This is a genomic window from Paraburkholderia sp. MM6662-R1 (assembly GCF_050436245.1).
Lineage (GTDB): Bacteria > Pseudomonadota > Gammaproteobacteria > Burkholderiales > Burkholderiaceae > Paraburkholderia > Paraburkholderia tuberum.
This window is the reverse complement of the sequence record NZ_JBNDLV010000004.1, coordinates 1,911,086-1,934,790: the sequence shown is the minus strand read 5'-3', so window position 1 is coordinate 1,934,790 and position 23,705 is coordinate 1,911,086. Positions and strand designations below refer to the sequence as shown.

At 63.2% G+C, this 23,705-nt stretch carries 14 protein-coding genes and 6 pseudogenes; 10 read left to right on the top strand and 10 right to left on the bottom strand.

Features of this window, described 5'->3' with window-relative positions; genetic code table 11:
* Positions 1-11: 11 nt before the first annotated feature.
* Positions 12-1,127, bottom strand: a complete 1,116-nt coding sequence (locus OKW39_RS38785; RefSeq protein ID WP_429365117.1) for an OpgC domain-containing protein — start codon at positions 1,125-1,127, stop codon at positions 12-14.
* A gap of 66 nt (positions 1,128-1,193) precedes the next feature.
* Here OKW39_RS38785 and OKW39_RS38780 point away from each other — a divergent pair.
* The 5 genes and pseudogenes from OKW39_RS38780 to OKW39_RS38760 all read left to right on the top strand — a co-directional run.
* Positions 1,194-1,262, top strand: a pseudogene (locus tag OKW39_RS38780) (transposase); the annotation flags it as partial.
* Positions 1,263-1,389: 127 nt separating this feature from the next.
* Positions 1,390-1,471: pseudogene (locus tag OKW39_RS38775) on the top strand (IS6 family transposase); the annotation flags it as partial.
* A gap of 904 nt (positions 1,472-2,375) precedes the next feature.
* Positions 2,376-5,366, top strand: coding sequence for an ESPR-type extended signal peptide-containing protein (locus OKW39_RS38770; protein ID WP_429565062.1), 2,991 nt, complete (start codon positions 2,376-2,378; stop codon positions 5,364-5,366).
* Positions 5,248-5,538 (top strand): annotated as a pseudogene (locus tag OKW39_RS38765) (hypothetical protein); the annotation flags it as partial. The gene OKW39_RS38770 and the pseudogene OKW39_RS38765, both read left to right, overlap by 119 nt.
* 120 nt (positions 5,539-5,658) lie before the next feature.
* Positions 5,659-6,225 (top strand): annotated as a pseudogene (locus OKW39_RS38760) (YadA family autotransporter adhesin); the annotation flags it as partial.
* A gap of 47 nt (positions 6,226-6,272) precedes the next feature.
* Here the strand turns inward: OKW39_RS38760 and OKW39_RS38755 are convergent.
* Both OKW39_RS38755 and OKW39_RS38750 read right to left on the bottom strand, forming a co-directional pair.
* Positions 6,273-6,568: pseudogene (locus OKW39_RS38755) on the bottom strand (IS6 family transposase); the annotation flags it as partial.
* A 150-nt stretch (positions 6,569-6,718) separates the two neighbouring features.
* A complete protein-coding gene (locus OKW39_RS38750) occupies positions 6,719-8,095 on the bottom strand; it encodes an IS4 family transposase (RefSeq protein ID WP_090812824.1) in 1,377 nt (458 codons plus the stop codon).
* Positions 8,096-8,283: 188 nt separating this feature from the next.
* Here OKW39_RS38750 and OKW39_RS38745 point away from each other — a divergent pair, with 188 nt between their 5' ends.
* Positions 8,284-9,087 carry an IS5 family transposase gene (locus OKW39_RS38745; protein WP_429363759.1) on the top strand — a complete coding sequence of 268 codons (804 nt, stop codon included), beginning with the start codon at positions 8,284-8,286 and terminating at the stop codon, positions 9,085-9,087.
* A 249-nt stretch (positions 9,088-9,336) separates the two neighbouring features.
* A complete protein-coding gene (locus tag OKW39_RS38740) occupies positions 9,337-10,461 on the top strand; it encodes an acyltransferase family protein (RefSeq protein ID WP_429565061.1) in 1,125 nt (374 codons plus the stop codon).
* A 113-nt stretch (positions 10,462-10,574) separates the two neighbouring features.
* Here the strand turns inward: OKW39_RS38740 and OKW39_RS38735 are convergent, their stop codons facing one another.
* Entirely contained in the window at positions 10,575-12,473 is a 1,899-nt protein-coding gene (locus OKW39_RS38735) for an ATP-dependent metallopeptidase FtsH/Yme1/Tma family protein (RefSeq protein ID WP_429565060.1), read from the bottom strand.
* Positions 12,474-13,076: 603 nt separating this feature from the next.
* Between OKW39_RS38735 and OKW39_RS38730 the strand changes: the two genes are divergently transcribed.
* Positions 13,077-13,925 carry a shikimate dehydrogenase family protein gene (locus OKW39_RS38730; protein ID WP_429565059.1) on the top strand — a complete coding sequence of 283 codons (849 nt, stop codon included), beginning with the start codon at positions 13,077-13,079 and terminating at the stop codon, positions 13,923-13,925.
* A gap of 128 nt (positions 13,926-14,053) precedes the next feature.
* Entirely contained in the window at positions 14,054-14,677 is a 624-nt protein-coding gene (locus OKW39_RS38725) for an ABC transporter ATP-binding protein (protein WP_429334266.1), read from the top strand.
* A gap of 335 nt (positions 14,678-15,012) precedes the next feature.
* Here the strand turns inward: OKW39_RS38725 and OKW39_RS38720 are convergent, their stop codons facing one another.
* Both OKW39_RS38720 and OKW39_RS38715 read right to left on the bottom strand, forming a co-directional pair.
* Positions 15,013-16,020, bottom strand: coding sequence for a zinc-dependent alcohol dehydrogenase family protein (locus OKW39_RS38720; RefSeq protein WP_429565058.1), 1,008 nt, complete (start codon positions 16,018-16,020; stop codon positions 15,013-15,015).
* A gap of 99 nt (positions 16,021-16,119) precedes the next feature.
* Positions 16,120-16,434, bottom strand: a complete 315-nt coding sequence (locus tag OKW39_RS38715; RefSeq protein ID WP_018424703.1) for an antibiotic biosynthesis monooxygenase family protein — start codon at positions 16,432-16,434, stop codon at positions 16,120-16,122.
* Between the two features lie 190 nt (positions 16,435-16,624).
* Between OKW39_RS38715 and copM the strand changes: the two are divergent.
* Positions 16,625-17,019 (top strand): annotated as a pseudogene (gene copM, locus OKW39_RS38710) (CopM family metallochaperone).
* Positions 17,020-17,032: 13 nt separating this feature from the next.
* Here copM and OKW39_RS38705 read toward each other — a convergent pair.
* From OKW39_RS38705 to prpC, 4 genes are all read right to left on the bottom strand, one after another.
* The gene (locus tag OKW39_RS38705) at positions 17,033-18,274 is read right to left on the bottom strand and encodes an MFS transporter (protein ID WP_090809240.1); all 1,242 of its coding nucleotides are present in this window, start codon (positions 18,272-18,274) and stop codon (positions 17,033-17,035) included.
* Between the two features lie 221 nt (positions 18,275-18,495).
* The gene (prpF, locus tag OKW39_RS38700) at positions 18,496-19,683 is read right to left on the bottom strand and encodes a 2-methylaconitate cis-trans isomerase PrpF (RefSeq protein ID WP_429565057.1); all 1,188 of its coding nucleotides are present in this window, start codon (positions 19,681-19,683) and stop codon (positions 18,496-18,498) included.
* A 106-nt stretch (positions 19,684-19,789) separates the two neighbouring features.
* Positions 19,790-22,387 (bottom strand): Fe/S-dependent 2-methylisocitrate dehydratase AcnD, encoded by a 2,598-nt coding sequence (gene acnD, locus OKW39_RS38695; RefSeq protein ID WP_429334269.1) that lies wholly within the window; start codon positions 22,385-22,387, stop codon positions 19,790-19,792.
* 112 nt (positions 22,388-22,499) lie between these two features.
* Positions 22,500-23,669 (bottom strand): bifunctional 2-methylcitrate synthase/citrate synthase, encoded by a 1,170-nt coding sequence (prpC, locus tag OKW39_RS38690; protein ID WP_090809234.1) that lies wholly within the window; start codon positions 23,667-23,669, stop codon positions 22,500-22,502.
* Between the last annotated feature and the right edge of the window lie 36 nt (positions 23,670-23,705).

Here is a 23,705-nt window from a genome sequence, read left to right as displayed (position 1 = left end):
CTCGCGTCGTGTCATCCGCAACCCGCGCCATTCGCCTGTGCGCCCGACTGCTGCCCTTTCCAGCCGCTCCAGCCGCGCGCGATCATCAGCAGCGCGCCGATCGCCGCGAGGTCGCCGCCGAGCCCGACCAGCACCGCGCGAAAGCCGTGAAACGTGTGCGGTGTCGCCGTGTCGATGATCAACGACACCAGCGTGCCGGTCACGAAGCACACGAGTCCGGTGCGCCCCACCGTCACGACGGCGGGCAGCCGCCTCGCTAGCCACGCGATACTGCCCATCCGCACGAACTGGGCGGCGAGCCACGCGATGACGATGAAATTGATCACACGTTCCACTGAAAGATTCTGCTTGTGCGTGCCGGACAAAGGCTGCGTCAGCACGAAAAGTTTGACCATCGCAAAGCCAAGCACCGCGACCACCGCGACGCGCGTGAGCCACTGCGCGGTATAGCTCGCATGAAAACGTTCGCTGATCGGCTGCACGCGGCACAGCATACCGAGCACGAACATCAGTTGCCACGCAAACGGATTAAAAGCCCAGTCGGCGACGGCGTCAATGCTGAATAACGCGGCGAGCGGCCTCGCGACGGCCCACACCGCGACGCTCACCGCGAGCCCGAGCGATGCAGAGCGGCGCGCGAGCGGCACCATCACGGGCACGCATAGCGCGAACAGCACGTACATCGGCAGCACGCTGGACAGATACGGTTGCCGGCGCAACAGCGCGATATCGAATGCTTGACGCCATGGCTGCAACGCGAACGGCGGCCAGCCGGTCATTTCTACCATCGGCCGATTCAGATCGAGCAGCGCGAGAATCGCGCCGGACACGAGCGTCAGCACCGCCGTCAACAGATACGCGCGATAGATCTCCCCGCAGCGTTTGAGGAAGCGCAGCTGCGCCGCGTGTTCGCCGCGATGCGCAAGCACCGCCGTATACGCCGCCGCCGATGCATAGCCGCCGAGAAACACGAACACCTCGGCCGAATCGCACAACGCGTACGCGTGCAGCATCAGATGCGATAGCGTGCTGCCGGGAATGTGATCGAGCACGATGACGATCAGCACGATACCGCGAAAAAAATCGACTTCGACCGATCGTCCACGGCCACGGCCTGGGGTTTCCATTCGTCTTCTCGAAGAATGCGCGCTGGCGGCACGCAAGAACGTCAATGGCCACGCATCAGCGGGTGCGATCCTGAACGCACGCAGGCTTTCTTATCGAGCTTCGGTCCGATCCGTCAGCACTTCGCGCTCAAGCGAAGGCCGGCATGACCAGCCGGATGGCGGGCTGTTTGCTAAAGGGATCGGTGGCTGGCGGAAACCATGTCGCACTCCTGTCCTCAACTAACCGCTTGACCACAGTTGGGTCTCTGCGGCGTGCACGGCAGAAGTATTTGTGACGTTGCGCGGCGAGCCGTACCTGCTGTGGCGCGCTGTTGATCAACACGGGACTGAACTCGATATCTTCATGGAGGATGGCGGCTCTCAGCGTTCTTTCCCGCTCGAGAAACTCCAGCTGCAGGCGAGTCTGCCGGAGAGCGAAATCGGTATAGCGATCCTCGACGTAGTCCGTGACCGTCGATTTCAGCACAACGCCGGTCAACAGCACCAGGACAAACGAGACCGCGACGCCCGCGCCCATGACGAGCGTCCGCTGATAGCGGTTCAGCCTGCTCGGCTCATCAACGCGTGAGTCGCGGTTGAGCGTGTGAACCACGCGTCCATGCCTGCTGGAATCTGTGCTCTGTGATGGCATGGCGGACCTGAATCAGGGACGCAAGGAATGATTTCCGCATCATACGGCGATTCCGACTCGTTGCGTGTTTGATGTCGATTGAGCCGCCTGTGGCGGGCGGCGTTGCGGTTTGCGCCTGTCCCCGCCTTCACTTCTGGTCGTCGCCTGTTACGTGAAGCTCGACTGAAACCCGTTCGGCGCGCGGTTGCACTCGTCAGCGCAAGCATTGGCGACGGGCATCGCTGAACTGTTGACAGTTGATGAAACACATAGGGCACCCTTTCCACTATCTGCCGTCCCGTCAAGATTTCTGACCTTGCCACGCTCTCCGCGTTAGCAGGCAGTGCCGCCATCTCAAGCGCTGCAGCGCTCAAATACCGGCCCGCGCCGATTCGGACCGGTCCTATTTTTATCCAATCTCAAAAATATAGACTGAACCCAGTTACAGAGATTTAGCAAAGGCCTGCCCCAGATTGACTCGGCAGAAATCTGGCCGATTCTTACTGCGGCCATGAGCTTTCTGGATCGTCATCGCCCCCGTTTTTGCAGCTGATATCGAACAGCAAGAAATGGCAACGGCGATTTGGCATTAGTTCGCATACCTCAGTTCTTTTTCAAACTTTAAAAGGAATCATGTCATGAACAAGTCCTATGTCAGCATCTGGAGTGAAGCCCTTGGGTCGTGGGTGGCTGCATCCGAGCACACTGCACGTCGCGGCAAGCGCAGCAAGTCACGCTGCGTGATGGGTAGCATCGGCGTAGCCTTGGGTGTGATTGCCGGCTACAGTGGGAATGCTGCTGCTAAAGTTGCGAACCCTATTGGCGCCTATGGCAACATTGCTATTGACAATTCGACCAGCACCGCCGTCGCTGCTTCTGCCAGCACTCCTGGATCGATAGCGATTGGTGCTGGTGCAAACGCTAAAGGCGACGTTAATTATGACGGTAGCTCGGCCATTGCCATCGGCGATTCAGCCGAGGCGAACGGGGGTGGCACGATTGCGCTCGGCGAAATGGCCGTTGTCAACGGTGATCGCTCGGCAGCTTTCGGCCCAGCTTCAACCGTGAGTGCCTCAGATTCTGTGGCGCTCGGTTTCGGGAGCACGGTCACCGCGACCAATAGCGTAGCTTTGGGCGTGAATTCGGTGGCCGACCGGGCGAATACGGTGTCGGTAGGCACGTCCACCGGCCAACGCCAGATTGTGAACCTGGCTGCAGGTACCCAAAGTACGGATGCCGTCAATCTGAGCCAGCTCGGCGGAGTGGTGAATGCGCTAGGCGGTGGGGCGGCGATCGAGTCGGACGGCACGATCAGCGCGCCGAGCTACAGCGTGGGCGGTACGACGGTCAACAACGTGGGTGACGCGTTTGCCAACATCGACGAAAGCGTGCGCCGCAACGCCACATTGATGGATAACCTCAACGATGGCCTAGTGATGATCCACAACATCGCGCTCGACAACAGCAAGGACATCGCGATCAACAAAGCCGACATCACGAAGATGAGTGGCGACATCACGAACGTCACCAACAGCCTGAACGACGGCACGATCGGTCTGGTGCAGCACGACGCAGCGACCCGGAACATAACGGTGGCCAGGGATCTGGACGGCACGACGGTGGATTTCGGTGGCACTGAGGGCGCGCGCACGCTGAGCGGCGTGAAGGCCGGTGCGCTGAGCGACACCAGCACCGAAGCGGTGAACGGTTCGCAGCTGTACGCGACCAACCAGAACGTGACGGCCAACACGGCCAGCATTGCGGCCAACACGACGAACATCGCCGACAACGCGACGAACGTTGCGGCCAACACGACGGCGATCACCAGCATCGACAGCCGCGTGACCAACGTGGAAGGCTCGGTCACGAACCTGACGCAGCAACTGGACGGCGGCAGCGTCGGCCTGGTGCAGCAGGACGCGACCAGCAAGACCATCACGGTGGCCAGGGACCTGGACGGCACGACGGTGGACTTCAGTGGCACCGATGGCGTGCGCTCGCTGAGCGGCGTGAAGGCCGGTGCGCTGAGCGACACCAGCACCGAAGCTGTGAACGGTTCGCAGCTGTACGCGACCAACCAGAACGTAACGACCAACACGACGAACGTTGCGGCCAACAAGACGGCGATCACCGGCATCGACGGCCGCGTGACCAACGTGGAAGGCTCGGTCACGAACCTGACGCAGCAACTGGACGGCGGCAGCGTCGGCCTGGTGAAGCAGGACGCGACCAGCAAGACCATCACGGTGGCCAGGGACCTGGACGGCACGACGGTGGACTTCGGTGGCACCGATGGCGTGCGCACGCTGAGCGGCGTGAAGGCCGGTGCGCTGAGCGACACCAGCACCGAAGCGGTGAACGGTTCGCAGCTCTACGCGACCAACCAGGTAATCGCGAACGCGAGTCGCTACTTCAAGGCGGGCGGCCTGGAGGATGGCACGGACGATGCGATCGCGGCAGCCAAGTCGGTTGCGGTCGGTGCGGGCGCATCCGCCAATGTGGGCAGCGCAGCAACCGCTAGCTGGAATAATCCTCTTGTCTTGGGCAACGGCTCCAACACGGATATCAATGGTGTTGCTATCGGAGCTAACGCTCGTGCTTCGCTGGGCGGTATTGCACTTGGCGACACGGCCGTAAGCGATAGTTATTCTGGTGTAGCGCTGGGCGCATACACCGTAGCTGGCTCGCATGGAACCGCGGTCGGCGCAGGCGCGATGGCCCAGGGTGCGGATAGTTCTGCGCTGGGGTACAACGCCCTTGCCACCGGAGGAAGTGCAGCGGCAATGGGTAACTTTTCGACTGCCTCGGGCGACAAATCCGCGGCACTTGGCGCGAAGGCGAATGCACAGGCGGCGAATTCGGTGGCGCTGGGTGCAGATTCGATCGCAGACCGCGACGATGCGGTGTCGGTTGGCAACGCGACGCTCAAACGCCAGATCACGAATGTGGCGGCCGGTACGCTGTCGGCTAGCAGCACGGACGCGGTGAACGGCAGCCAGCTGTACGGCACGGCATCGAGCGTGGCCCAGGCACTGGGTGGCGGTTCGACCTTGAACGCGGACGGCACGATCAGCGCACCGAGCTACGCCGTGGGCGGCACGACAGTGCATAGCATCAGCGATGCTGTTACCAACATCGACGGCCGTACGACGCAGAACGCGAGTGACATCGCGCAGAACACCGCGAATATCACGAACGTGCAGAACCAACTGGCTGATGGCTCGGTGGGCCTGGTCCAGCAGGACGCGACCACCCGTGACATTACGGTTGCCAAGGACACCGACGGTACGGTGGTGAACATGGCGGGCACGGCGGGCGACCGCACAGTGACAGGCGTGGCCGCAGGCGCGGTGAACGCGTCGAGCGTGGATGCGGTGAACGGCAGCCAGCTGTATGGCACGGCGTCGAGCATGGCCCAGGCACTGGGTGGCGGTTCGACTGTGAACCCGGACGGTACGGTCAGCGCGCCGAGCTACAGCGTGGGTGGTACGACCGTGCATAGCGTAGGCGATGCCGTCACCAACCTGGATGACCGGGTCACGCAGAACACCACGGACATCACGAAGCTGCAGAACCCAGGTGGGCGACGTCGGAACACAACTGTCGGGCGCGGTGCAGTACGACCGTAACGTTGACGGTTCGGTGAACTTCGGTTCCGTGACGCTGGGCGGAGGCCAGAGCGCAGGTCCGGTAATCCTGACCAATGTGGCGAACGGCACGAGCCAGTATGACGCGGTGAACTACGGCCAGCTGTCGGCGTTGCAGGACCAGGTGACGGATCTCAACGGCCAGGTGAAGGATCTCGGTTCCCAGGTGTCGAACATCCAGCCGGTCACTCCGGATGTTTCGTCGTCGGACCGCAACAGTGAAGCAGTGGCTAACGCGGCGATGCCGGGTACCGGTGCGGGCAGCACGGTGGTTGGGGCAAACGCCAGCGCCGCAGCGGAGAACGCGGTGGCAGTGGGCGCCAATGCGGCGGCGACCGGCGTCAACTCGACGGCGATCGGCACGGGCTCGCAGGCTGGCAATGCGAACTCGGTGGCGTTGGGTCAGGGCTCGGTGACGGATCGCGATAACTCGGTATCGGTGGGTTCAGCGGGTCACGAACGCCAGATCACCAACGTCGCAGCGGGTACCGCAGACACGGATGCAGTCAATTTCGGTCAGATGAACAGCTCGGTCGCACAAGGCGTTCAGCAGGCCAACAACTACACCGATCAGCGTATCAACGCGACCAACCAGGCGGTCAACAATCTCGCCAGGAACGCCTACTCGGGAATCGCCGCCGCTACCGCGCTGACGATGATTCCAGAAGTCGATCAAGGCAAGAAACTGTCGTTCGGTATCGCGGCAGCGACTTACAACGGTTATCAGGCGATCGCACTGGGCGGTACGGCTCGTATCAAGGACAACATCAAGGTGAAAGCGGGTGTTGGGATGTCCGCGGGTGGCACGACTGCCGGGATTGGTGCCTCGTATCAGTGGTAAGCGGTCGGCGGGAAAGGGTGCGTGTGCCCTCTCCCGCTTTTTCACGATTGATCAACAGCGCGCCACAGCAGGTAAGGCTCGCCGCGCAACGTCACAAATACTTCGTCAAGGTGCCATGTCGTGCCGGGCTTGCGACGCGCCGCTTTGACACGGTGGGCGAAACGGGCACCGAATTTATCGCACCAGCGTCGGGCTGTTTCGTAGCTGACGATAACCCCCGCTCGAATAGCAGCTCTTCGATATCACGCAGGCTGAGCTGAAACTTGAAATACCAGCGGACCGCGGAACTGATGACCGCCGCTGGAAAGCGATGACCGTGGTAAAGCGATTTTTCATTCTTCATCACGCGATCTTACTCGAACATCTCAGCAACGTGACAGTGCCCATCAGCGTGCCGACCTGTGCGAACGACAAAAGACTCGATCGTTCAATGCATCACCTATGACGCAGGCGAAGGTGCTGACGATCCGCCTCTAGAGCGAATGGCACTTACTTAAGCCCGTGGAGCGTGCCCATATTTTTGGACGCGCTCACGTGCGATGTGACGAGGCTCTTTCAGCCATGGGTAGGACTTCGGTCTTCGTTTGCGCATTCGTGGTTCGATGCGACCGGGGCGACTCCCAACGCAAGACTGCGTGATCAGGTTGAACAGGAGACTCTGGTTGTGAGTTGCCGTCAGACCTCTGGCCAGCCATTCAGTCCATAACTGCACCGTGTGTTTGAAACTCAGTGTTCTCGGGTCAGTGGCATGGTGACTGGCGGCCTGAGCCATCAGCAGCCGAATCACGTTGTAGGCCAGCAGATGGACCCAGATCTCCTTTTCGTTCATGTGGGCAGTCTGGCAATGCAGCACATCCATGCCCATCGTCGTCTTGATGTTACGTAGATCCAGTTCCACGTTCCAGCGCCTGGCGTACAACTGCGAGAGGTCCTGTTTGCTGGTCTTGCGTGCATCAAGCATCGTGGTGACCAGCACCCGGTGATGCAGCCTGGACTCGCGCACCATCAGCTCATCGGGGAAGGCCTGGTACTGCTCATGCGTCATCCAGTCAGGACGCTGCCGGGGTTTGGGCCACGTCACAATGTGATCGCGCGTGCCCAGGGACCGGCCTCGCCGAAAGTCGGTGCGGCGTGCCCCATGCTGTTCCATCACGACGTCCACCCCGGCGGCGATCATTGAGGCCATCAGAAAGTAGTGGCAGTACAAGGCATCGGCGACGATCACGTCACCTTTGCGAAACGTGCCTTGCAGCATGCGAAACGCCGTCAGCTCCCCGCTGCCTTTGCCCGCGTAAGTTCCGACCGCCGACTCCAGTACTGCGCCGCTTGCCAGACAGATCACCGCAACCAGATAGGCCAATGGAAAGCCCACTCCTTCGGCCTGAGCACTGGACTGCGGGAAACGGGCCTGGTTCGACGGCGTATCGGGCATCGAGATCCCGGTGCCGTCAACCAGCTTGACCGGGCGCCCGCGCCACTTCCAGGCAGCCTCGGCCTGCTCATGCAGTTGGCGCCCCGTCTCGCGCGCCAACTCCCGCACCATCGTCAGCGGCAGTCTCTGGCGAGCGCGGCAGTAGCCTCCCGTACGCACACTCATGGGCCGCAGCCCGTCGGCAGCTCGCTGCGCCGCCCACCCGTTGACTGCCTTCTGACAGGAGGCGTCCTCTTCCAGCGCCTGGCGCATGAACATCGACAGTGTCACCGTCGGCGGATACAGCCGTTCCCGATGTTCTGGCAAATACGCTTCCGTTATGCCCAACAGCCCCGGGCTCGTCAGTATGTTGAAGTAGTCTACCGCCTGGGCCCTGCACGCCCGGCTTTGAACCCTGCTTCGTGTTTGCCTGTGATGACTTCGTGCATTACGATCCATGGGGGCTGATCTTTGGAATGAGACGGTGTTTGCCTGGTAACAACCATCGTATCAATCCCTGGATCAGCCCCCTCCCTTTCTCTTCAAGCACTTACCCGCGTCTTCTCCTCCATGTAGGCTTAAGTAAGTGCCATTCCCTCTAGAGCGTGTTAGGCACTTTCTGTCAGACCTGGTAACCTGGCGGGATGATAGAACGCAAGCCATACCCGACAGATGTTTCGGACGAGGAATGGAGCTTCGCCGCTCCGTATCTGACCTTGATGAACGAAGATGCACCGCAGCGCCGATACGAACTGCGCGAAATGTTCAACGCGCTTCGTTGGATGGCGCGCGCGGGTGCATCGTGGCGCATGCTGCCGACCAACTTTCCGCCGTGGGAAATGGTCTACCAGCAAACGCAGCGCTGGCTGAACGCGGGTTGTTTCGAGGCGATGGTCAACGATTTGCGCTCGGTGCTGCGCGTGGCGCAACAGCGTCAGGGCCAGCCCAGCGCGGTCATTCTCGATGGACGCACATTGCAGTCCACGTGTGAAAGCGGGCCACGTGCGGGCTACGACGGTTACAAGCGCAAGCGGGGCAGCAAGGTTCACATGGCTGTCGACACACTGGGGATGCTGCTCGCGGTGCACATTACGCCGGCCCACGAGCAGGAGCGCGCGCAGGTGGCCGAGCTTGCGCGTCAGGTTCAGCACGTCACCGGTCAGACGGTGAAACTTGCGTTTGCTGACCAGGGCTATACGGGCGACACTGCTGCACAGGCCGCACGTGATGAAGGCATTGAGCTGCAGGTCATCAAGCTGCCTGAGGCGAAGAAGGGCTTCGTGCTGCTGCCCCGCCGCTGGGTGGTCGAGCGCAGTTTCGGCTGGCTCAACCGCTTCCGGCGGTTGGCACGCGACTACGAGCGCCTGCCCGAAACCCTGGCAGGCCTGCACTTCGTCGTCTTCGCCATGCTCATGCTCGTTCATGCTGCACCGATTATGAAAAGTACCTAACACGCTCTAATGTTCGCTTTCACAACGGCTTTCTGACATGGAGTCGTTGGCGACTGGTAATACTCGGCGCGTCTTTAGCGAACACGCGGAAAGTTTTGCGGCTTTTCATGCACGAAACAGGGACACCCGTCTTCATGGACGGAACGCGAGCCTCGAAAATAAATCATCGAACGCGCGCTGCGATTTTTTTCGCATTTTTTCCCCGTACGATGTTTTCGTGGTTTTCCGCCGCTTTGCGAATAGAGGTTTATGAAAAACAGAATTGCCGGATTCGATGGATTGCGCGCGATCGCCGTGCTGATGGTGTTTCTGCAGCATCGACTCTTCGGCGACATCGGCGAAATCGGGCATCTCGGCGTGTGGATCTTCTTTGCGCTGAGCGGCTTTCTGATCATCGGCATCCTGTCGTCGCGGCGCGCGCGCATCGAAGAGGGCGACAGCTGTTTCCGCACCGAACTCGGGCGCTTTCTGTTTCGTCGCACGGTGCGCATCTTTCCGATCTATTACCTGACGCTCGTCGTGATGTGCGTGCTGATGGCATTCGGCCTCGCGAATCCGGAACTGGCGAGCGGCATGCCGTTTCACTTCGCGTATCTGTCCAACTTCTGGATCGGCTCGGTGCTGCGTTACTGGCCGGGCCGCTATTCGCACTTGTGGAGCCTCGCGATCGAGGAGCAGTTCTATCTCGTCGTTGCGCCGTTTTTGCTGCTGCTCGCGACGCGGCGACATCGAGTGGCATGTTGGGCGATCGTGGCGCTCGGCCTTGCCGCGCTGTTCGCGATGCGTGCCGCGCATTGGGATGAGATCACGATCTATACGCACCCGTTGAGCAATGTCTGGTTGCTCGCGTTGGGCGGCATCGGTGGTCTGGTGATCGAGGACGATCGCGGCCGCGTGCGTGCCTGGCTCGGTCATGGCCTGACGCTGTTCGCGCTGAGTCTGGTCGTGATCGGTTTGTGCGCGGCCGAGCCGAGGTGGAACATGCTCGACGATCCCTTACTGTTTACCGCGATCAGCGCAACGTACGGGATCGGTATCGCGGCGCTGGTGGCTTCGATCGCGTGTTGCCGCAATGCTGCCGTGATGGGGCTGCTACAGATGCGTTGGCTCGCCGGTCTTGGGCGTATCAGTTACGGCTTCTATCTGTATCACAACCTGATCCCCGATCTGACGCGTAACCGTCACGCCGAGGCGTTGTTTGGCGGCACCGTGCCGATGTGGGCACACATGCTTGGCATCGTCGCATCGTTTGCGATTTCGCTTGGCATTGCGGTGCTGTCGTGGCGGTTGATCGAGGCGCCGATTTTGCGAGTGAAGACGCGCGGCGAATCGGTATTGAAAGCGGCGGAGAACGTCGCTTCCGACGTAGCCTGAAAGAGCGAACCAGGTCGCCGATCTATCCGGCCACGCGCCTCACGCTATCATTCGGCCTCACCACCCGACCGACCCGGGATCGTCGGACTTCGCGTAGCGCATCATCAGGCTCGTCAAGCCGCCGCAGGCTCGTGCACGATCTTGAGCGTGCTCTTGTGCTCGGAGATGAACCGATAAACGGTGTCCCCGGGTACGGTCTCGTGCTCGAGCAACTGGTCCGAAATGTCGCGCAGTACCGGCTCGTACGCGTGCAGTAGCCCGTAGCAAAGTTCGTTGAGCTCCTTGAGCAGCACGTTCGCATGCTCGATTGCGCTCTTCATTTGCAGGCCCGCATACTGCGACGGCAGCGCCGCGAGACTGAACAGATCGCCGTCGCTGTTGAAGCCGAACTTCGACACCATGTCGAGGCTGATACGCGAGGCCTCCTGCAAGTCCGACGCGGCGCCGCTCGATGCTTCGGAGAACATCAGAATCTCCGCGTTGCGTCCGCCGAGCAGCACCTGGATCTCGTTGCGGATTTCCGTTTCGCGGTACAGGTGCTTGTCCTGCGCTTTCGTGATCAGCGCGACGCCAAGCGCGCCGCCACGCGGCAGAATCGTCACTTCCTCGAGCACGCCGGTGCCAAGCAGCGCCGCGACCAGACCATGACCCGCCTCATGCACCGCGATGCGCCTGCGCTCGTCCTCGGTGAGCGCGCGCTCGGCGCCGCTCACGTCGCCGATGCGCGCGATCTTGATCGCTTCCATGAAGTGCTTCGCGGCGATTTCGTTATCGCCCGCCTTGCGCGCGATCAGCCCCGCCTGATTCACGACCATCGCGACGGTGGCCGGCGACAGTCCAGTCGTCAAACGCGCGAGCTGGTCGTAGTCGATATCCGCCGCTTTCGACTTCAGCCGCTGCGCGTAGAAACGGAAAATCTTGGCGCGGTCTTCGCGATCCGGCAGACGCACCTGCACCGTGCGATCGAAACGGCCGGGGCGGCGCAATGCTTCGTCGAGATTGTCGGGATGGTTGGTCGCGGCCACGACGATCACGCCCTCGTTCGACTCGAAGCCGTCCATCTCCGCGAGCAGCTGGTTGATGATCCGGTTGCTTTCGGCTTCGACCGGACCACCGCCGGTGTCGGTTCGTTTCGCGAGACCGTCCGCTTCGTCGATGAAGATGACCGTCGGCGCATTCTTGCGCGCGAGTTCGAACAGGTGCCGCACCTTCTGGATACCGACACCGTAGTACTTCGCGCTGAAATAGCTGCCCGTGATCGAAATGAAGTTCGCGCCGCATTCGCCGGCCAACGCCTGAGCGAGCCGCGTCTTGCCGACGCCGGGCGCGCCGACCATCAGGATGCCGCACGGCGCGCGCACGCCCAGCGACGAGAACTGCTTCGGATCGGACAGGTAACCGCGAATGTCGGCGAGCGCGGCCTTCGCTTCGTTCGCGCCGATCACGTCGTCGAAACGCAGCGTCGGTGTTTCGCTGAGCAGCTTCGCGCCGCCCTTCATCTCGCGTCGCATGAACCACGCCATGCCGCCGATCAGCACGAGCGGCAGCAGCACGCTCAGCGCGTCGCGGAACTGGTCGAACAGCTGGGTCCAGCGTGCACCGTCGCTGTGGATGTCGACGTCGGGCAGCCACACGAGCTGGTACGCGGCGGCGTCGGAGCGCTCGCCCAGCAGCAGCGCGTGCGAGAAGGTTGCGTTGTGATCGGTGACGAAGTACTTCGAGCCGTCACGCAGCGACACCAGAATCGCGTTGGGACTCACGCCGATCGCCGCGACGTTGGTGTCGTGAATGTCGCGCAGCATCGTCGATGCATCCTTCTCCGCATGCGTCCACGCGGATGCATCGTGACGCATCTGGCTCGCAATGCCGCTCAGCGCCGGCGCCTGCGGCTCGGCGCGATGCTGGATATACCAGACGCCCCAACCGACCAACACCGCGATCAGCACCGTCACAGCCGCCACCGCAATTTTGCGTGCGCGCTTTTTCCCAAGCGAATTATTTCCCGGCTTCATGAGTCATTTCCAAAATGCGGACTTGAACAAGCCCTTACTTAATCAAGCTTTCTGTCAAACTTACCTGTCGAAATCGGAAGGCGGAGTCTGCGGAAAATCGGCTGGGGGCGAAGCGCCACACGGCGAGGCTCAAAGGACAATTCAGAAGGACGACGATCTGTGCATCCCGGTGAGCCGCATTAGCCGAAGGTAGTATGCCGGCGGCACGCGTCTGTCAAAGCCGCGGAAAAGGCCTATTTGTACCATCTATCCGACCATCGACACGCCGGAAGGTTACGCGGCAAGCGCGCGTAGGGCGTCGCCGCCTTGGCTCCGCGCACAGTTTATCAGCGTAAAAAGCAGCGCGTGTTTTTAATGTCTATATCTAACCGCACCCCAATTAAAATCAGTCACAATTACTGACAAAACGTGATTAGACGGACCTAAATGATCTGAAAATAGGCCACGATTAAGTCAGGATTTTGGAATCAGCTGGCAGGATGAGCGACGGCTCTCTACGGACCCGTTCGCATCATCGACACTTTCTCTCAGGTTCTGCTTTTGGGCGCCGGCGCCGAGCGGCATCGACGGTTCTTTCCTATGCTGCACTCAGGAGATTCGATCATGCAGCGGGCTGAAAACCCTTCCTTCGCGGCGTCGCTCGACGCGGGTCTGAGCGGCGCGACGCGCGTGTATTTCATCGTCGGCGATCCGATTGCGCAGGTGCGCTCGCCGTCCGGCGTGACCGCCGCGTTGCGTTCGGCCGGCCGCGATGCGCTGGTGGTGCCCGCGCACGTCGCGCCAGCCGATCTGCCGGCTTTTTTCGCGGGCATCGCGCCGATGCGCAACGTCGACGGCGTGATCATCACGGTGCCGCACAAATTCACCGCGGCGAGCTATTGCGCGACGCTCGCCGAAGAAGCCGCGTTCCTTGGCGCGGTCAACACGCTGCGCCGCAACGCCGACAGCAGCTGGCATGGCGGCATGTTCGACGGCACCGGCTTCGTTGCGGCGCTCGTCGCGGCGGGCTGCGAACTACAGGGCAAGCGCGCGCTGCTGGTCGGCGCGGGCGGCGCGGGCTCGGCGATCGGCCATGCGCTGATTCAGCGTGGCGTCGGCTCGCTCGACGTGCGCGACAACGACGTCGAACGCACCGGCTCGCTGACCGCACGGCTCAATGCGCTCGGCCGAGGCACGGCGCGCGGTGCGGCGGCCGACCTCGACCCGAGTCCGTATGACGTGGTCGTCAACGCGTCGCCGCTCGGCATGCGCGCGGGCGATTCGTTGCCGATCGACGTCGCGCGCTTGCCGGCCACGACTTTTGTCGGCGATGTCGTAACGAAACCGCCACTTACGCCGCTGATCGAAGCGGCACGCGCGCGCGGTTGCCCGACCGTGACGGGCACGCAGATGTTCGAACGCGTGTGTGATCGGATGGTGGAGTTCTTTCTGGACACGCCGACGTCTGCGTAACGGCGCGAAGGAACCAGGCGCGCGCTGCTACACTGGCGCGAAATTGCCGTGGCGCAGATCCCGCACGGCATGCACGAGGCGTGGCGCAATCCTGCGCCGCGTTCACATCGCCCTCTGCGCGCCAACCCATGCTTCGATTCGACAACCTCAGCAAGCGCTATAGCGACCGCGTCCTGTTCGAAGGACTGCACTTCGACGCGACGTCCGGCTGCGTCGCGTTGAACGATGAATCCGGCAGCGGCAAATCGACGTTACTCGCCATCCTCGCCGGCGCGCTCGAACCCGACACCGGCGACGTATGGCTCGGCGGTCATTCGCTGCGCGCCGCGCCGGATGCCGCGCAAGCGCTGCTCACGTATGTGCCGGAAGACAGCATGAGCTGGCCCGATCAGACCTGCCGCGATTATCTGCGGCAGGTTGCGGCGGCGCGGCACACCGCGCTGACCGACGACGTGCTCGCGCTCGCCGAACGCTTCGGCCTCGCGCCGCATCTGGACAAACGCTTCGAGCAGATGTCGTATGGCAGCCGCAAAAAGGTGTTTCTGACGGCGGCCGCGCTCGGCGAAACCCGCGTGCTGATCGCCGACGAACCGGCCGGCGGACTCGACGCGTCAGCGCGCGCGGTGCTCGCCGAGCTGTTCAGAACGCTCGGCACGACGCGCACGGTGTTTTTCACGAGTTACGACGAAGGGTTCACGCAGGCCTGCGAGGCGACGGGTGTCTGTTTCGCGGACCTCGCGAGGGGCATTTGAGCTAGGGCCTGTTCACGCTAATAACGGGCTTGCGCTGGCCGCCAGAAGGGCCGAGCGCAAGGATTGCGACGCAACGAATACTCGACGTATTCGCAAGGAGCATGACGCGGCGATCGGCCCTTCTGGCGGCCAGCCCTTTGAAGGTTTTTTTAAAACAGGGGAACGTGCCTTTGCGCCCGTATTGCGGCGTCGGTCGTCGCTTGTTTGGCTCGGCCAAACGGCGCTCCTCTCTCCTTGCACTACGGGCGGAAAGGCACGTTCGCAAGCCCGTTATTAGCGTGAACAGGCCCTAGCGATCGCGCGGGTCATGCGGGCCGGGCGCGAGCGTTGAATCCTCAGATCGCCACACAAATCTTGCCGAAGTGCGCACCCGATGCCTCGTGCCGGAACGCGTCGGCGAGCTTGTCCAGCGCGAACATGCTGTCGATCACCGGCTTGATGCCCGTGGTCTCGAGCGCGCGCACCATGTCGATCTGATCCTGCCGGCTGCCGACGATCAGCCCTTGCAGACGCTGTTGCCGCGCCATCAGATGCGCGGTCGGCACCGGACCCGCGCGGCCGGTCAGCACGCCGATCAGCGCGATGTGCCCGCCGATGCGGCATGCGGTGATCGACTGCGGCAGCGTGCCGGGACCACCCACCTCGACTACGTGATCGACACCGCGCCCGTTGGTGATGTGACGCACTTCTTTGCCCCACTCGGGATTGTCGCGATAGTTGATCGTATGGTCGGCACCCAGTTCGCGCAGCTTCGCGAGCTTCGCATTCGACGACGACGTCGCGATCACCGACGCCCCCATCGCCCTCGCCATCTGCAAGCCGAAGATCGACACGCCGCCGGTGCCGAGCACGAGCACGCTGCTGCCTGCCTTCAACTGACCGTCGACGACCAGCGCGCGCCACGCGGTCAGCCCCGCCGTGGTCAGCGTCGCGGCTTCGGCGTGGCTGTAGCCGGCCGGCGCGCGCGTGAAGTAGTGGCTCGGCAGCACGACGACTTCGCGCGCGTAGCCGTCGACGCCGTCGCCGGGGGTGGTCGCAAAATCGCCGATCGCGGGCGAACCGTTTTCCCAGTGTGGGAAGAAGCAGGACACGACGTGATCGCCGGCCTTGAATTCGCGCACGCCTGCGCCGACCGCTTCGACGACGCCCGCGCCATCGGCCATCGGGATGCGGCCCGCTTCGGCCGGCAGATTGCCGCAGACGACGCCGTAGTCGTGGTAGTTCAACGAACTAGCGCGAATGCGCACGCGAATCTGCCCGGCCTCGGGCTGACCGGGATCGGCGAGATCGACGACCTGCAGGCTATCGACTGTGGCGGGAGAACCGATTCTGACGGCTTTCATGTTTTCGATCCTTGGTGAGTGGTGCGCTGCCGTAAGCAGCTCGATGTCCACGCGCGATGCGCGTCGGATGTGCATGCGCCATGCCCGCGCGAGACCGCGCTATTTGACGGTCTGGATGACTTCGAAGCCTTCGAATTCCGGGTGGCCGAGATACAACACGCGGTTTTCGTTACCGGCACTTCGATGCGCGGCACGAAACGCGTCGGACTTCGTCCATGCCTCGAACGATCCATGGTCGCGCCAGATCGTATGGCTCGAATAGAGGACGTGATCGTCCTTGCGCGGTCCCTTCAGCAAATGAAATTCGACGAAGCCCGGCACCTCTTTCAGATGGGTGTCGCGCGTGGTCCACAGATGTTCGAAGGCGTCCTCGGAGCCGGGCGCCACTTTGAAGCGGTTCATCGCGATGTACATGCTGTCAGCCTCGTTGAGTGAGTGATGCTGCCAATGATGCTGGCTTGGTCATCCAGTCGCGTTTCATTATAGGCGTGCGTTGCTTTGCCTCCGCTTGACCTTACCACGGCAGGAGGCTCCACGATGTCCGACGTGACCGTTAGAATCGCGCGGATCACGTCGCCACACTCTTCAACAACGGAAAACCAATCTGAAAAACCTTCGCGCGTTGCGCGCTCTCTGTGTGTTCGGCGGTTTGGCATTCGCGGCGGCGGCTCTGCCCGCTCACGCGCAACATCAGGGCATGCCCGGCATGGACATGCCGGATTCGGCGCATACCGACGCGGGCGCATCGACGCAAGCCTTCAAGGCCGCCGACGAGCGCATGATGCATGAGATGAGCGCCCCGAATACACCGGCGACGCCGACCGGGATTTCGTCGCGCACATGATCCCGCATCACCAGGGCGCGATCGAGATGGCGCAGGCGGAGTTGAAATACGGCAAGGACCCGGAGATCAAGCGGCTCGCGCGCAACATCATCAAGGCGCAGCATGACGAGATCGCGTTCATGCAGCGCTGGCAGGAAAAGCACGGCGGCAAGTAACGCAGCGCGAGCATCACCAGCGTGGCTGCTTGCGCAACAGTGGCGTCATCGCGATCAGACCGATGATCGGCCCAGGCAGCAGCAGCCATGCGACGCGCACGTCGAGCGCGTGAAATACGCTGGTCGACCACAGGATCGAGCAGGCGGACAGGAAAAAGCCGAAGCTGTTCTGCAGCGTCAGCGCGCCGCCGATCTTGTCGGCGGGACAGGCCTTCACGGACAGCGCCGAAAACTGCGGCGAATCGGCGATCACGCTGATGCCCCACACGAGTAGTAACCCGAGCTGCGCGGCGGTGCCGAGCCCCGTGGTCAGCGGATAAATCGCGCACAGCGTGCCCGAGATCGTCAGCGCGAGAGCGGCGGTACGCGCGCTGCCGACCACCTGGCTGAGTCTGCCGCCGAACAGGCAGCCGAGCGCACCGATCGCGATGATCAGGAACGACCACAACGCGACGGTGCCCGGCGCCGCCGGCGCCCCGCTCGCGAACGCGCGCTGCACGAGCAGCGGCGTCAGCGTCCAGAACGCGTACAACTCCCACATGTGACCGAAATAGCCGAGCGCGGCCGAGCGAAACTCGCTGATGCGCACGACCTGCCCGACGCCCGCCGACAAACCGAAGCGTCGGCTGCCCGAGCGCCGCGCGTGCGGCCCTTCGCCGAGCACGAACACCAGCAGCGCGCCGATCACCGCGAGTCCCGACGAAGTGAGCACCACGGTTTGCCACGGCACGCTCGACAGCAACGCACGAATCGCATGCACCGACGCCGTGCCGAGCGTCAGCATCGCAACGAGCAACGCGAGCGTCTGCGCGGCGCGGCGCGGGTCCCACGTAACGAGCAGCTTCATGCCGAGCGGATAGATGCCGGCAAGCGCGACGCCCACGCCGAAGCGAAACACGAGCGCCGACGCGAGCCCGCTGCTGCACAGCGCGAACAGCGCATTCAAGGTCGCGCCGAGCACGCCGCAGACGGCGAACACCTTGCTCGCCGACACGCGATCCGCGAGTCCGGTGGTCGCCGACAGCAAGGTCCCGACGATAAAGCCAGCCTGCACTGCATTCGTCAGCCAGCCGATACCGGACGCGCTCAGATGCCAGGCGATCTGCAGATCGCGCATCGCGCCGTTCGCGCTGAACCACAACGACGTACCGAGCAATTGCGCAATCGCGATCACGAGCACAGCGCGTCTCGCGCGCGCGATGTCGTGCGCCGCGTCGCCGGACTTCGTTGCGTCGGCGTCCAGCCTGTTCTGCATCGTGGCTCCTCTGCGTCGGGACTGAGTCGGCCGCTGGGGAGTGGTTATGGGAGCGCGGCCGGAGCGGCCATTGTAGACGACGCGAAGGTTTGCATCGGCCGCGTTGCGCAATGCGTCGTCCGGTTCGACCGCGAGCACCGTATGCCCCCATCGCCGCGAGCGCGGCGGCCTGCTCTACGTAGCCTTCCGTGCCGCTGACGTTGGCCGACATCGGCGCCGCCTCAGCCCTGCTGCGGCACCCTGACCCACCCCTCCATCAACACGCGCGCGCTGCGGCTCATGATCGCTTTCGTGACGACCCACTCGCCGTCCTTCCGACTCGCCTGCGCGCCGACGCGCAACGTGCCCGACGGATGCCCGAAGCGCACCGACTCACGCTCGCCGCCGCCCGCCGCCTGATTGACGAGCGTGCCCGCGATCGCCGCCGCGGCGCCGATCGCGACCGCCGCCGTGCCCATCATCGCGTGATGCAGCTTGCCCATCGACATCGCGCGCACCAGCAGATCGACGTCGCCCGCGCGCACCGGCTTGCCGCTCGACGCCACGTAATCGACCGGCTTCGCGACGAATGCGACCTTCGGCGTGTGCTGCCGCGTCGCGATCTCATCCAGATGTTTGATTAGCCCCATGCGCAGCGCGCCATGCGCGCGAATCGTCTCGAACATCGCGAGCGCCTTCGCGTCGCTGTTGATCGCGTCCTGCAACTCGGTGCCCTTGTAGCCGATCGCCTCGGCGGCGACGAAGATCGTCGGGATGCCCGCGTTGATCATGGTCGCCTTCAACGTGCCGACGCCCGGCACTTCCAGGTCGTCGACGAGGTTGCCGGTCGGGAACATCGCGCCGCCCGCGCCTTCTTCGTCGGCGGCCGGGTCCATGAATTCGAGCGGCACTTCGGCGGCCGGAAAGGTCACGCCGTCGAGTTCGAAGTCGCCGGTTTCCTGCACCGCGCCATCGCTCATCGGCACGTGCGCGATGATCGTCTTGCCGATATTGGCCTGCCAGATGCGCACGATCGCGACGCCTTCACGCGGCACGCGGCTCGCCTCGACGAGGCCCGCGCTGATCGCGAACGGCCCCACCGCGGCCGACAGGTTGCCGCAATTGCCGCTCCAGTCGACGAACGCCTTGTCGATCGACACCTGCCCGAACAGATAATCGACGTCGTGATCTGGCCGGCTGCTGCGCGAAACGATCACGGTCTTGCTGGTGCTCGACGTCGCGCCGCCCATGCCGTCGATCTGCTTGCCGTACGGATCGGGACTGCCGATCACGCGCATCAGCAGCGCGTCGCGCGCGGCGCCCGGTCGCTGCGCGGCCTCGGGCAGATCCTGCAGACGGAAAAACACGCCCTTGCTGGTGCCGCCGCGCATATAGGTGGCCGGAATCTTGATCTGGGGAAGGTGGGCCATGAAGGTGTCCTGAGGTGACATGTTCTTTGATGAAGGGCGATGCGGCTCGTCAAGCCGCATCGCCCTGGTCTGTTGCGACGTTCACTGCAAAACGCGCGTCTACCCGTCAAGCCGCCGCTCTGGTCGACTCGAGAAAGTCCTGCGCGAAACGCTGCAGCACGCCACCGGCTTCGTAGATCGACCCCTCTTCGGCCGTATCGAGCCGGCACGTCACCGGCACTTCGACGCGCTCACCGTTGCGGCGATGAATCACCAGCGTCAGATCGGCGCGCGGCTTGCGCTCGCCGATCACATCGAACGTCTCGGTGCCGTCGATGCCGAGCGTCAGGCGATTCACGCCCGGCTTGAATTCGAGCGGCAACACGCCCATGCCGACGAGGTTCGTGCGGTGAATCCGCTCGAAGCCTTCCGCGACGATCGCTTCGGTGCCGGCCAGCCGCACGCCCTTCGCGGCCCAGTCGCGCGACGACCCCTGGCCATAGTCGGCGCCCGCGATCACGATCAGCGGCTGCTTGCGCTCCATATACGTTTCGATCGCTTCCCACATGCGCGTGACCTTGCCTTCGGGCTCGATACGCGCGAGCGAACCGGCCTTCACCTGGCCATTCTCCAGCACCATCTCGTTCTTCAGCGTCGGGTTCGCGAAGGTCGCGCGCTGCGCGGTCAAGTGATCGCCGCGGTGCGTCGCGTACGAATTGAAGTCCTCTTCGGGCAGGCCCATTTTCGTCAGGTATTCGCCGGCCGCGCTGTCCGGCAGAATCGCGTTCGACGGCGACAGGTGGTCCGTCGTGATGTTGTCGCCGAGCACGGCCAACGCGCGCATACCCTTCAGCGTGCGCTCGCCGGCGAGCGCGCCTTCCCAGTACGGCGGACGGCGAATATAGGTGCTTTCTTCGCGCCAGTCGTACAGCGGGTCGGCCTTCGCGCCGGTGTCGGGGGAGACTGCGAACATCGGTTCATACACTTTGCGGAATTGCTCGGGCTTCACGCTCGCGGCGACGATCGCATCGATCTCCGCATCCGACGGCCACAGATCTTTCAGCGTGACCGCATGACCGTCCGCATCGACGCCGAGCACGTCCTTCTCGATGTCGAAGCGGATCGTGCCCGCGATCGCATAGGCGACGACCAGCGGCGGCGACGCGAGAAATGCCTGCTTCGCGTAGGGGTGGATCCGGCCGTCGAAGTTGCGGTTGCCCGACAGCACGGCGGTCGCATACAGATCGCGCTCGATCACCTCCTTCTGGATCACCGGGTCCAACGCGCCGGACATGCCGTTGCACGACGTGCACGCATACGCGACCACGCCGAAGCCGAGCTGTTCGAGTTCAGGCAAGAGCCCCGCCTCTTCCAGATACAGCGTGACCGCCTTCGAGCCCGGCGCGAGCGAGCTCTTGACCCACGGCTTGCGCACGAGTCCACGCCGGTTCGCGTTGCGTGCGACGAGGCCCGCCGCGATCATGTTGCGCGGATTGTTCGTGTTGGTACAGCTCGTGATCGCGGCGATGATCACCGCGCCGTCCGGCATCAGACCGGGCTCGTTCTCGACCTTGCCGCTGACGCCGCGCGCGGCCAGCTCCGACACCGGCAAGCGGCGATGCGGATTCGACGGCCCCGCGAGCGTGCGCACCACGCTCGACAGATCGAACTCGAGCACGCGCTCGTAGTCGGCGTGCTTCAGCGTATCGGCCCACAAGCCGGTTTGCTTCGCATAGGTTTCCACGAGTTTGACGAGTTCGTCGTCGCGGCCGGTCAGCTTCAGATAGCGGATCGTCTGCTCGTCGATGTAGAACATCGCGGCAGTCGCGCCGAACTCGGGCGCCATGTTCGCGATCGTCGCGCGATCGCCCAAGGTCAAATTCGCCGCGCCCTCGCCGTAAAACTCGAGGTACGCGCCGACCACCTTCTCTTTGCGCAAGAACTCGGTCAACGACAGAACCACGTCGGTCGCGGTAATGCCCTCGCCCGGCTTGCCGCTCAGCTCCACGCCGACGATATCGGGCAGCCGCATGTACGACGCGCGGCCGAGCATCACGCTCTCCGCTTCGAGGCCGCCGACGCCGATCGCGATCACGCCGAGCGCATCGACCATCGGCGTATGCGAGTCGGTGCCGACCAGCGTGTCGGGAAACGCGACACCGTCCTTCACCTGCACGACCGGGCTCATGCGTTCGAGGTTGATCTGATGCAGGATGCCGTTGCCCGGCGGAATCACGTCGACGTTGCGGAACGCGCGCTTGGTCCAGTTGATGAAATCGAAGCGGTCTTCGTTGCGGCGATCTTCGATCGCGCGATTCTTCGCGAACGCATCCGGATCGAAACCGCCGCACTCAACGGCCAGCGAGTGATCGACGACCAGTTGCGTCGGCACCACCGGATTCACGAGCGCCGGATCGCCGCCTTGCGCGGCGATCGCATCGCGCAGACCCGCCAGATCGACGAGAGCGGTCTGGCCGAGAATGTCGTGGCACACGACGCGCGCCGGGAACCACGGAAAATCGAGCTCGCGCTTGCGTTCGATGATCTGTTGCAGCGAAGCGGTCAGCGTCACCGGGTCGCAGCGGCGCACCAGGTTTTCGGCGAGCACGCGTGACGTGTACGGCAGCTTGTCGTAGGCGCCGGGCTCGATCTTGTCGACCGCGGCACGCGTATCGAAGAAGTCGAGCTCGGTGCCCGGAAGGCGTTTGCGGTTGGCAGTATTCATGACGTAGGAACAGGACGGTTATCGGCCGCCGGACGGTATGCCGGCGGCCTCGGGCGGCGCTTCGCTCGCGCGCCGGCCGGACAGTGCGGGTAGTTTAGCTCGCGGCCTCAGCTCAAACGCGCTTCGCCAGCGGCACGAACGGCAGATCGTCCGGTCCGGTGTAATTCGCGCTCGGGCGGATGATCTTGTTGTCGACGCGCTGCTCGATGATGTGCGCGCTCCATCCTGCCGTACGCGAGATCACGAACAGCGGCGTGAACATCGCGGTCGGCACGCCCATCATGTGATACGACACCGCGCTGAACCAGTCGAGGTTCGGGAACATCTTCTTCGCGTCCCACATCACCGATTCGAGCCGTTCGGCGATCGAGAACAGCTTCGTGTTGCCCGCTTCCTTCGACAGCTTCTTCGCGACTTCCTTGATGATCTTGTTGCGCGGGTCCGAGATCGTGTAGACCGGATGGCCAAAGCCGATCACGACTTCCTTGTTCTCGACGCGGCGGCGGATGTCGGCTTCGGCTTCGTCGGGCGTCTGGTAGCGCGACTGGATTTCGAACGCGGCTTCATTGGCGCCGCCGTGTTTCGGGCCGCGCAGCGCGCCGATCGCGCCGGTGACCGCCGAGTACATGTCCGAGCCCGTGCCCGCGATCACGCGGCCGGTGAACGTCGACGCGTTGAACTCGTGCTCCGCGTACAGGTTCAGCGACACGTGCATCGCATCCACCCACGCCTTCGACGGCTCGACGCCATGCAGCAGATGCAGGAAATGACCGCCGATCGAATCGTCGTCGGTTTCGACCTCGATGCGCTTGCCGTTGTGCGAGTAGTGATACCAGTACAGCAGCATCGAGCCGAGCGAGGCCATCAGTTTGTCGGCGATATCGCGCGCGCCGGGCAGATTGTGATCGTCTTTCTCGGGCAGTACGGTGCCGAGCACCGACACGCCGGTGCGCATCACGTCCATCGGATGCGCGGCGGCCGGAATCCATTCGAGCGCGGCTTTTACGTTGGCGGGCAGGCCGCGCATCGACTTCAGCTTCGTCTTGTACGCGGTCAGTTCGGCCTGGGTCGGCAGCTTGCCGTGGACCAGCAGATAAGCGATCTCCTCGAATTCGCACGCTTCGGCGATGTCGAGAATGTCATAGCCGCGATAGTGCAAATCGTTGCCGGTCTTGCCGACCGTGCACAGCGCGGTGTTGCCCGCGGTCACGCCCGACAGCGCGACGGATTTTTTCGGTTTGAAAGCGCCTGCGTTCGGCGTGCTGTTGTCTGCTTCGCTCATCGATTGTCTCCAGAAAGGGTTGGAATTTGGCCATTG

Coding starts and splice junctions, on each gene's coding strand:
- OKW39_RS38785 (WP_429365117.1), bottom strand. CDS start 1,127: ATGGAAACCCCAGGCCGTGGCCGTGGACGATCGGTCGAAGTCGATTTT.
- OKW39_RS38770 (WP_429565062.1), top strand. CDS start 2,376: ATGAACAAGTCCTATGTCAGCATCTGGAGTGAAGCCCTTGGGTCGTGG.
- OKW39_RS38715 (WP_018424703.1), bottom strand. CDS start 16,434: ATGTACATCGCGATGAACCGCTTCAAAGTGGCGCCCGGCTCCGAGGAC.
- OKW39_RS38705 (WP_090809240.1), bottom strand. CDS start 18,274: ATGCAGAACAGGCTGGACGCCGACGCAACGAAGTCCGGCGACGCGGCG.
- OKW39_RS38740 (WP_429565061.1), top strand. CDS start 9,337: ATGAAAAACAGAATTGCCGGATTCGATGGATTGCGCGCGATCGCCGTG.
- prpC (WP_090809234.1), bottom strand. CDS start 23,669: ATGAGCGAAGCAGACAACAGCACGCCGAACGCAGGCGCTTTCAAACCG.
- OKW39_RS38750 (WP_090812824.1), bottom strand. CDS start 8,095: ATGGATCGTAATGCACGAAGTCATCACAGGCAAACACGAAGCAGGGTT.
- prpF (WP_429565057.1), bottom strand. CDS start 19,683: ATGGCCCACCTTCCCCAGATCAAGATTCCGGCCACCTATATGCGCGGC.
- OKW39_RS38730 (WP_429565059.1), top strand. CDS start 13,077: ATGCAGCGGGCTGAAAACCCTTCCTTCGCGGCGTCGCTCGACGCGGGT.
- OKW39_RS38735 (WP_429565060.1), bottom strand. CDS start 12,473: ATGAAGCCGGGAAATAATTCGCTTGGGAAAAAGCGCGCACGCAAAATT.
- OKW39_RS38725 (WP_429334266.1), top strand. CDS start 14,054: ATGCTTCGATTCGACAACCTCAGCAAGCGCTATAGCGACCGCGTCCTG.
- acnD (WP_429334269.1), bottom strand. CDS start 22,387: ATGAATACTGCCAACCGCAAACGCCTTCCGGGCACCGAGCTCGACTTC.
- OKW39_RS38720 (WP_429565058.1), bottom strand. CDS start 16,020: ATGAAAGCCGTCAGAATCGGTTCTCCCGCCACAGTCGATAGCCTGCAG.